The sequence below is a fragment of the Sphingorhabdus pulchriflava genome (assembly GCF_003367235.1).
In the GTDB taxonomy this organism is placed as follows: Bacteria; Pseudomonadota; Alphaproteobacteria; order Sphingomonadales; family Sphingomonadaceae; genus Sphingorhabdus_B; species Sphingorhabdus_B pulchriflava.
Genome location: NZ_QRGP01000001.1, coordinates 1944681 through 1956582 on the forward strand (window position 1 = coordinate 1944681; position 11902 = coordinate 1956582).

The 11902-nt window shown below is 58.1% G+C and carries 12 protein-coding genes; 5 read left to right on the top strand and 7 right to left on the bottom strand.

All coding sequences use genetic code 11. The features are described 5' to 3' along the window. Window positions 1-38: 38 nt before the first annotated feature. Together dnaJ and dnaK are read right to left on the bottom strand one after the other, a co-directional pair. Window positions 39-1169 (bottom strand): molecular chaperone DnaJ, encoded by a 1131-nt coding sequence (gene dnaJ / locus DXH95_RS09575; RefSeq protein WP_115549104.1) that lies wholly within the window; start codon window positions 1167-1169, stop codon window positions 39-41. Window positions 1170-1236: 67 nt separating this feature from the next. Further along, a complete protein-coding gene (gene dnaK / locus DXH95_RS09580) occupies window positions 1237-3141 on the bottom strand; it encodes a molecular chaperone DnaK (protein ID WP_115549105.1) in 1905 nt (634 codons plus the stop codon). A gap of 181 nt (window positions 3142-3322) precedes the next feature. Between dnaK and DXH95_RS09585 the strand changes: the two genes are divergently transcribed. The 4 genes from DXH95_RS09585 to DXH95_RS09600 all read left to right on the top strand — a co-directional run bounded on the left by DXH95_RS09585 (window position 3323) and on the right by DXH95_RS09600 (window position 6127). Next, on the top strand, window positions 3323-3817 hold the full coding sequence (locus tag DXH95_RS09585) for a copper chaperone PCu(A)C (RefSeq protein WP_181883625.1): 495 nt from the start codon (window positions 3323-3325) through the stop codon (window positions 3815-3817). A gap of 29 nt (window positions 3818-3846) precedes the next feature. After that, window positions 3847-4302 (top strand): vgr related protein, encoded by a 456-nt coding sequence (locus DXH95_RS09590; RefSeq protein WP_239016597.1) that lies wholly within the window; start codon window positions 3847-3849, stop codon window positions 4300-4302. Then, entirely contained in the window at window positions 4299-4877 is a 579-nt protein-coding gene (locus DXH95_RS09595; RefSeq protein WP_239016598.1) for a hypothetical protein, read from the top strand. The genes DXH95_RS09590 and DXH95_RS09595 overlap by 4 nt, the downstream gene beginning before the upstream one ends. Before the next feature lie 92 nt (window positions 4878-4969). Further along, window positions 4970-6127, top strand: a complete 1158-nt coding sequence (locus DXH95_RS09600) for a PrnB family protein (protein ID WP_115549108.1) — start codon at window positions 4970-4972, stop codon at window positions 6125-6127. On the opposite strand, the gene DXH95_RS09605 is transcribed toward DXH95_RS09600, so the two are convergent. Next, window positions 6124-7518 (bottom strand): MATE family efflux transporter, encoded by a 1395-nt coding sequence (locus DXH95_RS09605; RefSeq protein ID WP_115549109.1) that lies wholly within the window; start codon window positions 7516-7518, stop codon window positions 6124-6126. The two genes, DXH95_RS09600 and DXH95_RS09605, sit on opposite strands and share 4 nt — an antisense overlap. 125 nt (window positions 7519-7643) lie before the next feature. Between DXH95_RS09605 and DXH95_RS09610 the strand changes: the two genes are divergently transcribed. After that, on the top strand, window positions 7644-8312 hold the full coding sequence (locus tag DXH95_RS09610) for a CDP-alcohol phosphatidyltransferase family protein (protein WP_115549110.1): 669 nt from the start codon (window positions 7644-7646) through the stop codon (window positions 8310-8312). Between the two features lie 6 nt (window positions 8313-8318). Here DXH95_RS09610 and DXH95_RS09615 read toward each other — a convergent pair whose 3' ends face one another. The 4 genes from DXH95_RS09615 to DXH95_RS09630 form a co-directional block, all read right to left on the bottom strand. Continuing rightward, entirely contained in the window at window positions 8319-8999 is a 681-nt protein-coding gene (locus DXH95_RS09615) for a hypothetical protein (protein ID WP_147291716.1), read from the bottom strand. Window positions 9000-9102: 103 nt separating this feature from the next. After that, on the bottom strand, window positions 9103-9657 hold the full coding sequence (gene grpE, locus DXH95_RS09620) for a nucleotide exchange factor GrpE (protein WP_115549112.1): 555 nt from the start codon (window positions 9655-9657) through the stop codon (window positions 9103-9105). Between the two features lie 65 nt (window positions 9658-9722). After that, complete coding sequence (gene hrcA / locus DXH95_RS09625) at window positions 9723-10766, bottom strand: heat-inducible transcriptional repressor HrcA (RefSeq protein ID WP_115549113.1); 1044 nt, start codon at window positions 10764-10766, stop codon at window positions 9723-9725. Window positions 10767-10799: 33 nt separating this feature from the next. Then, window positions 10800-11813: a hypothetical protein gene (locus DXH95_RS09630; RefSeq protein WP_147291717.1), complete on the bottom strand. Its 1014-nt coding sequence runs from the start codon at window positions 11811-11813 to the stop codon at window positions 10800-10802. Window positions 11814-11902: the final 89 nt, after the last annotated feature.

Sequence of the window (11902 nt, forward strand, 5' to 3'; positions counted from 1 at the left end):
ATTGGGCATAAAGCGAGTCTTGTGCCCGCCTGCAGATTTTACTCGGTCAAATCGTCCCAGAATTCCTTGACCTTGTCGAAGAAACCGCGCGACTGCGGGCATTCCTCGCCGGTTTCCGTCTCGCGGAATTCGCAGAGCAATTCCTTTTGCCGTGCGGTTAATCTTGTCGGGGTCTCGACGTCGATCTGGATGACAAGGTCGCCCCTGCCGCGTCCTTGCAACACAGGCATGCCCGCACCGCGGACGCGAAGCTGCTTGCCCGACTGTATGCCTTCGGGGATGTTGACACTGTGCTTGCTGCCATCAGGTCCGGGGATTTCGATTTCACCGCCCAGCGCCGCTTTGGTGAAGCTGATCGGCGCGCGGCAAAACAGCGTTGTTCCGTCGCGTTCGAAAACCTTGTGTCGGGCAATATGCATGAAGATGTAGAGGTCGCCCGCAGGCGCACCGTTCGGCCCCGCTTCGCCCTTGCCAGCCACACGGATACGTGTGCCTTCATCGACACCGGGAGGGATCGTGACTTCAATCTTCTGCCGCTCGTCTACCCGGCCTTCACCACCGCATTTGCGGCATGGATCTTCGATCACTTCGCCGCGACCATGGCAGGTCGGGCAGGTACGTTCGACGACAAAAAAGCCCTGCTGCGCGCGCACCTTGCCATGTCCGCCGCATAAATTGCAGCGCCTGGTGCTGGTGCCGGGCTTCGCACCCGTGCCTTCGCAGTCACCACATTTCGCCGCAACATCGATCGCGATTTCGGTGGTGCGCCCGTGGAACGCATCTTCAAGGCTGATTTCGAGGTCATAGCGCAAATCAGCACCACGCACCGGCCCACGCTGGCGTCCGCCGCCAAAGGCGTCGCCGAAAAAGCTTTCAAAAATGTCGGAGAAGTCGCCAAAGCCGGCACCGCCACGGGCGCCGCCATTCCCCATCCCGCCATTTTCAAAGGCCGCCTTGCCGAAACGGTCATAGGCTGCGCGTTTTTGCGGGTCTTTCAGGACATCATAGGCTTCGTTGATGGCCTTGAACTTGGCTTCGGATTTGTCGCATCCCGGATTGCGATCCGGATGGCATTCCATCGCCAAGCGCCGATAGGCGGTCTTCAGCGTCTTTTCATCCGCCGTCCGCTCTACTTCGAGCAATTCATAATAATCGATATCGAGGCTCACGACCGACGTCCCTCCGTTCGCTGACCGCCACCCCGCACATGGCAGAAGTGACGGTCACCGGTAATCATCAGTCTTTTTTGTCTTCGTCGACTTCGGAGAATTCGGCATCGACGACATCATCGTCAGCCGGGGATTCTTCCGAAGGAGCAGCAGAAGCGCCGACCGCCTGTTCCTGTTCGTAGATCGCCTGCCCCATCTTCATCGCGACCTGGGCCAAGGCATTCGCCTTTTCCTTCATCGCTTCGGGGTCGCCGCCTTCGATGGCTGCCTTGGTTTCGCCCATGGCGGCCTCGATTTCAGCTTTAAGGCCAGCGTCAATCTTGTCACCATGCTCTTCAAGCTGCTTTTCGGTGCTGTGAACAAGGCTTTCGGCATTGTTCCTGGCTTCGGCAGCCTCGCGGCGCTTCTTGTCTTCTTCGGCAAACTGCTCGGCATCGCGGACCATCTGGTCGATGTCGGCATCGGACAGACCACCAGATGCTTGGATCTTGATCTGCTGTTCTTTGCCGGTGCCCTTGTCCTTGGCGGTCACGCTGACCAGACCGTTGGCGTCGATGTCGAAGGTCACTTCGATCTGCGGAACGCCGCGCGGAGCGGGCGGAATGCCAACAAGGTCGAAATTACCCAGCAGCTTGTTATCAGCCGCCATTTCACGCTCGCCCTGGAACACGCGGATCGTCACGGCGTTCTGGTTGTCGTCCGCCGTCGAGTAAACCTGCGACTTCTTGGTCGGGATCGTGGTGTTGCGGTCGATCATGCGGGTGAACACGCCGCCCAGCGTTTCGATGCCGAGCGACAGCGGGGTCACGTCGAGCAGCAGCACGTCCTTGACGTCGCCCTGCAGCACGCCCGCCTGAATGGCAGCACCCATGGCAACGACTTCGTCGGGGTTCACACCGACATGCGGTTCCTTGCCAAAGAAGGCTTTTACGACTTCGCGCACCTTCGGCATGCGGGTCATACCGCCGACCATCACGACTTCGTCAATCGCGTCAGCCTTCAGGCCCGCGTCCGCCAGCGCCTTTTTGCAAGGCTCCAACGTGCGCTTGATCAGGTCGTCGACCAGCTTTTCGAGGTCTGCACGGCTGATATTCTTCACCAAGTGCTTCGGACCGTTCTGGTCCGCCGTGATGAACGGCAGGTTGACTTCGGTCGTCTGCGCCGAGCTCAGTTCGATCTTCGCCTTTTCAGCAGCTTCCTTCAGGCGCTGCAGCGCGAGCTTGTCCTTGGTCAGGTCAATGCCTTCGGCCTTCTGGAAATCGGCTGCGAGGAATTCGACCAGTTTGCTGTCGAAATCTTCACCACCCAGGAAGGTGTCGCCATTGGTCGACTTTACCTCGAACACGCCGTCGCCAACTTCGAGGACCGAAATATCGAACGTACCGCCACCAAGGTCATAAACCGCGATGGTCTTGTTCTCATCCTTGTCGAGGCCATAGGCGAGCGCTGCTGCTGTCGGTTCGTTGATGATGCGCAGCACTTCAAGACCGGCAATCTGGCCGGCGTCTTTGGTTGCCTGACGTTGGGCGTCGTTGAAGTAAGCGGGAACGGTGATGACCGCCTGCGTTACGGTTTCGCCCAGATAGGCTTCTGCCGTTTCCTTCATCTTCTGCAGGGTGAAGGCGCTGATCTGTGACGGGGAGTAATCTTCTCCACCCGCCTTGACCCATGCGTCGCCATTCTTGCCCTTGACGATGTTATAGGGGACGAGTTCCATGTCCTTCTTGGTCATGGGGTCGTCAAAGCGGCGGCCGATCAGGCGCTTCACCGCGTAAATCGTGTTGTCCGGATTGGTGACCGCCTGGCGCTTGGCGGGCTGGCCGATCAGGCGCTCACCATCTTTCGCAAAGGCGACGATAGACGGCGTCGTGCGCGCGCCTTCCGCATTTTCAATAACTTTCGGCTGGCCGCCTTCCATCACAGCAACGCAGCTGTTTGTGGTGCCCAGATCGATACCAATAACTTTTGCCATTACATTCTACCCCGATAACTAAATTAGCCCTGTTTTTGGCGAGCAGCCCTATCAGGCACTGCAGCCAAACATGCGAGGGCGATATAGGTGGCAAATTGCTTGGCACAAGGCTTCGCGCGGCTTACATTGTCAAAAAGGCGGGCAATGCCCCGTTTCTGAACGGAAAAGTCAAAGCGGAAAGATGATGACAATGCTGAACATGCGCGCACGATTGGGACTGCTAGCCGCTCCGTTGCTGGTGACGATGCTCTCCAGCTGCGGCCCCACACCACAACTTCGCGTCCACGACGCGGTGGTCAAGCTGAACCCGGTCGATAGCAATCCGTCGGCCATGTATTTCACGATCCGCGGCGGGCCCAAGGACGTCTATCTGATGTCGGTCACCTCGCGTTCGGTGCTGCGCACCGAAATGCACGAGAGCAAGGTCGATCCCAAGACCGGCGCGATGACTATGGCGCCACTGACCCGCGTTTTCATCCCGGCTGACGGCAAGGTCGAATTCAAACGCGGCGGCAAGCATGTAATGGTCTGGGGTGTCAATTTGGTCGGCCGCCGACTGGGTGAGATGGAAACGCAGTTTCTGTTTTCAAACAATGAACGCATCCTCGTCAAAGCTCGTGTCGAGGAAATGGACGGCCGCGAACCCGACGAGAAGACAGGCCATAACAACCACTGATGTTCGGACCGCACCCTTCTGGTAGGCCGATGACAGCGCGCGAAATCAAACTCGCGCGCTCCGTGTTTCACGACGCCATCGACTATGAGAAAGTGCGCATCCACAAACGCAAATGGTGGTGGTTCCAGCCGCGCAAGATCACCATGGCGCCCGACGGGCATTTATGGTTCCACCCCGATAGCGATCTGTTCTGCGACGATTTCTGCGACCGCGATCTTGGCCTGCAGGGGCTCTTCATTCACGAACTGGTCCATGTCTGGCAGCACCAGCAGGGCATTTTCTTGCCGCTGAAGCGCCACCCGTTCAGCAACTACAACTATGCCCTGAAGCCCGGCTGGATGCTGGAGCGCTATGGCATCGAGCAGCAGGCCGAAATCGTCCGCCATTATTTCCTGCTCAAGAACAAGGCGAAGGTGCCGGGTGCACCACCGCTGGAGCAATATGAGGGCGTGCTGCCCTTTGCCAACCAGGCGACCGCGAAATGATGTCGCAGTTCGAATTCATTTTTTCGCTCTACAGCCTGCTCCTGGGCCTCTCGCTGGTCGAACTTCTGTCGGGGCTAGGCAAGACGGTGAAGGCGCGGCTGCATGTTGATGAAGAGGCGAAGGCTGGATACCGCATAGGCTGGCTCACACCGCTGCTCGGCTTGTTCGTGATGCTCGATCTTCTGTCCTTCTGGGGGGCAGCCTGGGCTGTCCGAGATATCATCGCCGTATCGGGCGGCTGGATGATGGGGACGATGCTGTTTGCGAGCGCCTATTACCTCGCCGCCCATCTGGTTTTCCCGGAGAGCATTCCGAAAAACGGCGATCTGGACCCGCATTATTTCCATGTCCGGCGGATTGTGTTCGGAATGCTATTCGCCTTGCTGGTCGTGCAACTGACCTTTTATCTTTCCCACCCGGATTTGACGACGCGGCTGGTCAATCCCACTGCTTTGATCCTTACAGCTGTTCTGGTCATCCTGATGACGGCGGCATTTTTCGTCAAATCGAAAGCCATGAACATCGCGGTCCTGATCGCGCTGATCATTCGCTATGCTGCGGTCTATCTGATCTGACATTCGACCGCGCAGCGGCTTGCACCAACAAGTTTCATTTGATACCAAATGCGCAGAGGTGGCCCAACCCGCACCTCGCCCAAGAGACTTCCATGAAACTTGAAGATTTTGGCCTCAGCGCAGAGCGTGGCTACCTCTCAACCCATGAAATCGATGAAATTTCGTTGCCCGATAGCTTCGACGAAATGCTGGATGCAGCCGCCAGCCTGTCGGACCTGATTACCTCAGGCCGCGTGCGCCATTTCCTGAAGCAAGTAGGCCATCCCGATGTGGCGGACTTCCTAGCAACCGCCAGCAATGAACAGGTGCGCACCGCGATGGTGCATTACAGCTTTCTCGTGCAAGCCTATGTCTGGGGAGAGGCCGATGCGCCGACTACCCTGCCCGCGAACCTCGCCATCCCCATCTGCGCGATAGGCGACCATCTGGGCCTGCCGCCCTTGCTTCCCTATTCAGGCTATGTGCTCGACAACTGGTATCGTCTCGACAAGTCGGAAGGTATCAGCCTCGACAATATCGCGATGCACCAGAACTTCCTTGGCGGTCAGGACGAGAACTGGTTCGTCCTTGTCCATGTCGCGATTGAAGCCGAGGCAGGACGCGCACTGCAGCTGGCGACCGAACTGGTCGAGGCCTCGGCGCAGCACGACGCTACAAAGGTCGAGCAACTGCTGACCGCCATGAACAGCGTCTGGAATGCGATGAACGCGCATTTCGATCGCATGCCCGAACGTTGCGATCCCTATATCTATTACCAACGCGTCCGCCCTTACATCCATGGCTGGAAAAACAATCCGGCGCTGCCCGAAGGGCTAGTCTATGAAGGCGTCTCGAAGTTTGCCGGCAAACCACAGGCATTTCGTGGACAGACCGGATCGCAAAGCTCGATTGTTCCGGCAATGGACGGGCTGTTCCAGGTGGTGCACGAAAGCGATCCGCTTCGGGAGTTTCTCGATGAGCTCCACCAATACCGCCCGCCGCAGCACCGCGCCTTTATCGACGCGGTTCGTGAAGCCAGCACGCTGCGCGATTTTGCCAAGACGCAGGGCCAGTCGGTCAAGGATGCGTTCAACGCCTGTGTCGACCAGGTCGCGCGCTTCCGCACTCGGCACCTCGAATATGCGGCGAGCTATATCAACAAGCAGGCGTCGTCGGGCACAGGCAACGATACCGATGTCGGCACCGGCGGCACGCCGTTCATGAAATACCTCAAAAAGCACCGCGACGAAAACCGCGCGCAGACGATCTAATTTGTCGGAACAAGTCTCAACCGGTGGCGCATCAGCCACCGGCTGAGGACCAATGCGGCGACAATGCCAAGGCCGAGGGCAAGGCCGATCCAGATGCCCACGCCGTCATAGCCACGGTAAAAGGCCAGCCAGCAGCCAAAACCAATGCCGACGGCCCAATAGCCGAATGCCGCGAAGAGCATGGGCCAGGTCGTATCCTGAAGCCCGCGCAACATGCCGGTGCCGACCACTTGCGCCCCATCGACGATCTGGAAAATGGCTGCGATTATCAGGAAGGAGACGGCTAGCCGCAGCACCTCTGCATTACCCTGCAATTCGGGATCGAGGAAGAAACCGGCCAGCGTTCCAGGGATCGCCCAGATCAGTATCGCCATGGCCGTCATGAAGCCGACGCCCAGAGCATAGGCCGTCCAGCCCGATAGACGGATTGCCTCAGCATCACGCCTACCATAGCCAAGCCCGACACGCACCGTCGCCGCCTGTGCGAGGCCCATAGGCACCATGAAGGTCATCGACGCGATCTGGATGGCAACCGCATGGGCGGCGGCGGCCTCAATGCTGATATAGCCCATCAGGAAGATCGCGGCGGCAAAAACCATCGCTTCAAACCCCATATGCAGCCCGATGGGCAAACCCAGTTTCCAGATCGTGGCGAAACGCTGCCAATCGGCACGCCACCAGCGGCCAAAGAGGTGATAGCGGCGGAATTTCGGGTGCCGCATTGCAATGACAGCCAGAAACAGGAACTGGAACAGTCCCGTCAACGTACTGCCGATCCCTGCCCCGACCAGCTCCAGCCTTGGCAATCCGAAATGGCCGAAGATCAGGCCATAATTGAGCACAGCGTTGACCACCACTGCGGCAGAGCCCGCTACCATCGTCCATTTGGGTAGCTCCAGCGCAGCCATGAAGCTGCGCAGCGCGACAACGCCCAGCTGCGGCCACAAGAGCCACATGATCGCGCGCATGAACTGGCCTGTGTCGTCGGCAAGTTTTTGCGGTTGCCCCGCCCATTCCAGGAAATCACCGGTGAACCACAAGAGCACCCAGATCGGGATGCAGACCACCGTCGCCGACCACATCGACTGGCGGAATGTCCGGCGGATATCGCGCACCGAATAGGATTTGCGGCCAAGCTCCGCCGCCATCAATGGCGATCCGGCAACCACAATGCCGATCCCGACCAGCATCATCGCGAACAAAATGCCCGTCCCCAACGCGGAAGCAGCCAGCGCATCCGGCCCCAGCCGCGCAAGCAGAAATACGTCGGTCGAATTGATCAGGACCATCGTGACGTTGGTGAGGATCAGCGGCCAGGCGAGCGCTAGCGTCGCGCGAAGCTCATCGCGCCAGGGGGACTGGCGGTCCAATGCAGTTGCCGCTGTAGCCATGGCGTTCGATTAGCCCAGCTTTTACGGTGCGGCTAGTGCTGGAAATGCTTCCCGCTTTCCGGCTTGCGCTTTTGTGCGCGCTGTCACAAAAGCGCAACATTGGGGGACGGTAAAAAGGACAATAAGTGACTGCCCCGAAACGCATTCAGGAAAATCTGACCGCCGCTGTCGAGCGCCGCTTGCTCAATTGGATTTGCGCGCGGCTACCGCTTTGGTGGACGCCCGACCGTTTGACCGCACTCGGCTTCTTTGGCGCTGTCCTGATTTCGGCCGGCTATATTGCAAGCAATTGGGGGCGTGACTGGCTGTGGCTTTCGGTTTTCGGCTATTGCCTCAACTGGTTCGGTGATTCGCTCGACGGCAGCGTCGCCCGCTTCCGCAAGATCGAACGGCCCAATTACGGCTATTTCATCGACCACAGCCTTGATGCACTCGCCAACACGATCTTCATTCTGGGCATGGGGCTGAGCCCCTATATGCGGATGGACACCGCTTTGTTCGGCTTGGCCGGTTATTTGCTGCTGTCGATCCACACCTTCATTTCGGCAAAGGTCAGCGGCGTGATGAACCTTACCTATTTGGGTGGCGGGCCAACCGAGGTGCGGATGATGCTGATTGTCCTGACGATCTGCATGTTTGTTTTCGGACCAGAGGCGAACATTCACTGGCCTGTAGCAGGGCAGATGTTCTCCCCCTTTGACATTTTTGCGGTGGTGCTGGGCATAGTCTTATCGGGCGTGTTCGTGTTCCACACGACGCGGTCAGGCATAGATTTGTTCCGAAAGGGCGGTTGAACCGGCTTAATAACCGCACCAGCTCGGCGCGCTCTCATCCCCGTCGCATTGATTTCGATCCATTCCGTCGAGATAATATTTCTGTCGCCCGGTGCGCGTCCAGATGACTTTCGATTTGGTCACGGGAGTGCCGGCTTCGGGTTCAAAAATTTCGATGCCGGTCGTCACCTTCTTCCGGTTAGTGAGATAGTTGATACTGATTTCCTCACCCGTTCCGCCATTGCGCGCATAGGATCGGCGGTCAAAACCGATCAGTCGATAGCGGCCATTTTCCAGCCGGAATTTATAGCTGTCCTTGGACGTGCTCCAGCTGCCGCAGCTAAGCCAGTAATTGAGATTTAACGTCAGCACATTGTTGCGCAGATCCATGCCGCCCTCTTCGAGCGGATCAGCAAGACATGGTGTATCGCTATCCCCTTCGGGTGGCAGGAAATTGTCCGCTGAACCGGTCCGTTTATAACCAGCAGCAGTGCGCGACAGAAACAACAGCCGACGCGGATTGGTGTTGAGTTCATCCGGCCCGAGCCCGTCATTTTTCAGGCGCTTTGCCGGATCATCCTGCTCCACCATCAGAACAGCGGCATCGGCTTCGGCCACATCGCCGATCAGTTTCCAGCCAGACGGAACATGGACTTGCCAATCTTCCGCCGCATATGCTGCGGGCAACGCAACCAGGGATAAAGCCAAGAAGCCAAGCGATTTCAAAACACTACTCCCGCATCACACGCGCAAACCTTGAACCGGTCTTGCGCGTTTTTCAAGCGGGAGCGGCGCCTAGCACATCACATGCCTAGTCCGGCTTTTTGGCAACACCGACCATAGCCGGTCGCAACAGCCGGTCCTTGATCATATAACCCGCCTGCATTTCGGCAACGACCGTGCCCGGCTCGGCATCCGCAGTCGGGATTTCGACCATCGCCTGATGCTGGTTCGGATCGAGCGGCAGGCCCATAGCGGCGATGCGGCTGATGCCATGTTTGGCAAAAATACTTTCAAGCTCGCGGCCGGTCGCTTCAAGTCCGGTGACAAGCGGCTTCATCTTCTCATCCTCGCGCAGTTCGGCCGGGATGGCCTCTAGCGCGCGGGTGAGATTGTCCGATACCGAGAGGATATCGCGCGCAAAGCCAGTGGCTGCATAAGCACGCGCATCGGCGGCTTCCTTTTCCATGCGGCGGCGCACATTTTGCACTTCGGCCTGTGCGTAGAGAATGTCCTGACGCGCGGTTTCCAGCTCGTTCGCCAGCCTGTTGAGTTCTTCAGCAGCGCTGTCTTCGGCCTTCAGATGCTCGGGCACGCCTTCCAGCTCCTGTTCAGCCGCTGCGTCGATTTTATCCTTGTCGTTCATAACTGCCCCGAATGTCTGTGTTGAAGGCGCATATAGGCGCTCGCTTCATTTCATCAAGCGGGGTGTCACTTCATTAGACGGCTCAGCGCCTGCGCGGTGAAGTCCACCATTGGCACGATGCGGGCATAGTTGAGCCTTGTAGGGCCAATTACACCAACGACGCCGACGATCTGCCCACCAGCGTCGCGATAGGGGGCCGCGATCACCGAGGATCCCGACAGCGAGAACAAATTATTTTCCGAACCAATGAAAATCCGCGTTGCCTGGGCTTCGCGCGCGCTGTCAATCAGGCGGGCGATTTCCTCCTTGTTTTCAAGCTCATCGAGCAATTGGCGAACCCGGTCGAGATCGGCAGCAGCGGTTTCATCAAGCAGGTTCGATTGCCCGCGCACGATCAGCACCGGCCGTTCATTGGCATCAAGCGACCACATGGCAAGGCCATTGCGCACCAGATCCGCACTTGCCTGATCGAGTGCGGCTTTCTGCCCGCGTATCTCGGCATCAAGCCTCAGCAGCGCCTCCGAAAGCGTCAGTCCCGAAAGCCTCGCACTGATATAATTACCGGCCTCCACGAGGGCGCTATCGCTGACGGCCGATGAGATTTCGACCAGCCGGTTTTCAACCGACCCGTCCGCGCCCACCATGATCGCCAGCGCCTGCCCCGCCGACAATCGGGCAAAACTGAATTGCTTGAGCACTGCCTCACGCTTGGGAACCATTACCACGCCTGCACAGGCGGACAGGCCGGACAAAGCGGCGGTCGCTGCAGCCAGCGCATTTTCAATCGGCCCGCTCCCCGCAATCTGCGATTCAATCGCGCGCCGTTCCTCGGCGGTAGGCGCCGCTGCCTGCATCATGCCATCAACGAACAGTCGCAATCCGCTTTCGGTCGGAAGCCGTCCAGCGCTGGTATGCGGCGAAGCGAGCAGCCCCGCCTCCTCCAGATCCTGCATCACATTGCGGATCGAGGCGGGCGACAGATTTAGTCCGCCAATTTTGGAAAGCGTCCGCGAACCCACCGGCGCGCCGGACTCGAGATAGCTCTCAACGACGACTTTGAAGATCGTACGCGTGCGATCATTGAGTTCAGAGATGGGGGGCGTTGCCATTGCACGGGAATGTGCGCAGCCCCCGCGTCGGTGTCAATCGGACTTCAATAGATTTCGCACGATCAAAGGGTAAACGGGTGCCAGCATCGCCCAGATCGCCTCATTCTTGTCGGTGTAGCAACTTCGATCAAAGCGGTAGCCCTTTTGGTCTTTATCCTCTGACCATTTCAGAATGCCAAAGGGCTGATCGGACATGCAGCGACGGTTCGGATTGTCCGGATCATTCTCCCAAGGCTCAATCATCGGTGCGACACGTCCGGCGATGACTCCGTCCAATGAAGCCCGAACTTTAAGATAGCCCGCCCGACCGATATCGAACCGGCTTTCCCCAGCTGGGATAAAATATTGGTCGCGCAACGCCTTGTCCGCGTACCAACTGATATGATCCTCAGTTACAATTTTCCCCGTACCGTTCGGATTCAGCTCCAACAGCTTTCCACCCGCCCCCATGGGGCCAACTTCATTGTAGCGCAGCTTTTCGTTCCATTCGAACGGCTTACTGTCTTTGGGAACGGCAATTGCGATATCGCCGCCCTGTTCCGACAAGCGTCTACCGAGTAGCTGCCAAGCCAGAGCGAACCGCGCCAACATTTCATCCACGGCTTTATCTTCGTTACGGCAGCCAAAATCGGCAAAAACCATGCCTTCCTTGGCATCTTTGGTCCAACGCAATTGGGCAGCACCAAGGTCCATCGTGCGGGCCATACGGCATTCAAGCCACGGGCCATCCAGCGTTAACGGCATCGGTCCGCGTTCGACAATTTGCGACAGAGCGGAGCGCAGTTCGGCATAACCGTCCGCGCCAATATCAATAGGATGCTCGCCCTGCAGGAAGTAATAGTCATTTTCGGCAGCCGGAATCAGGTGCCCAATGGAAAAGGGGATAGCAACTTCACCCTTACCGTCAGGGCCGACCGTCCACTTGAACCGATTACCGAAACGTGTGCCGATGATAGTGTAATGCAGCGTTTCACCACCCGTTTCGGTTTTTGCCAATTGAGCGGGGGCTGCTGGTGCCGCATCCGCCGCAGCCAGTGATGTCGCCATAACCATCGCTGCCAAATATGAAATCAAACCACCTAGGCGCATAACTTTCTCCCTCGGTCGCATTGCTCCCACAGCTATCTTCGGATAAG

Coding starts and splice junctions, on each gene's coding strand:
- DXH95_RS09605 (WP_115549109.1), bottom strand. CDS start 7,518: ATGGCTACAGCGGCAACTGCATTGGACCGCCAGTCCCCCTGGCGCGAT.
- DXH95_RS09590 (WP_239016597.1), top strand. CDS start 3,847: ATGACAGCGCGCGAAATCAAACTCGCGCGCTCCGTGTTTCACGACGCC.
- DXH95_RS09595 (WP_239016598.1), top strand. CDS start 4,299: ATGATGTCGCAGTTCGAATTCATTTTTTCGCTCTACAGCCTGCTCCTG.
- grpE (WP_115549112.1), bottom strand. CDS start 9,657: ATGAACGACAAGGATAAAATCGACGCAGCGGCTGAACAGGAGCTGGAA.
- hrcA (WP_115549113.1), bottom strand. CDS start 10,766: ATGGCAACGCCCCCCATCTCTGAACTCAATGATCGCACGCGTACGATC.
- DXH95_RS09585 (WP_181883625.1), top strand. CDS start 3,323: ATGATGACAATGCTGAACATGCGCGCACGATTGGGACTGCTAGCCGCT.
- DXH95_RS09630 (WP_147291717.1), bottom strand. CDS start 11,813: ATGGCGACATCACTGGCTGCGGCGGATGCGGCACCAGCAGCCCCCGCT.
- dnaK (WP_115549105.1), bottom strand. CDS start 3,141: ATGGCAAAAGTTATTGGTATCGATCTGGGCACCACAAACAGCTGCGTT.
- DXH95_RS09600 (WP_115549108.1), top strand. CDS start 4,970: ATGAAACTTGAAGATTTTGGCCTCAGCGCAGAGCGTGGCTACCTCTCA.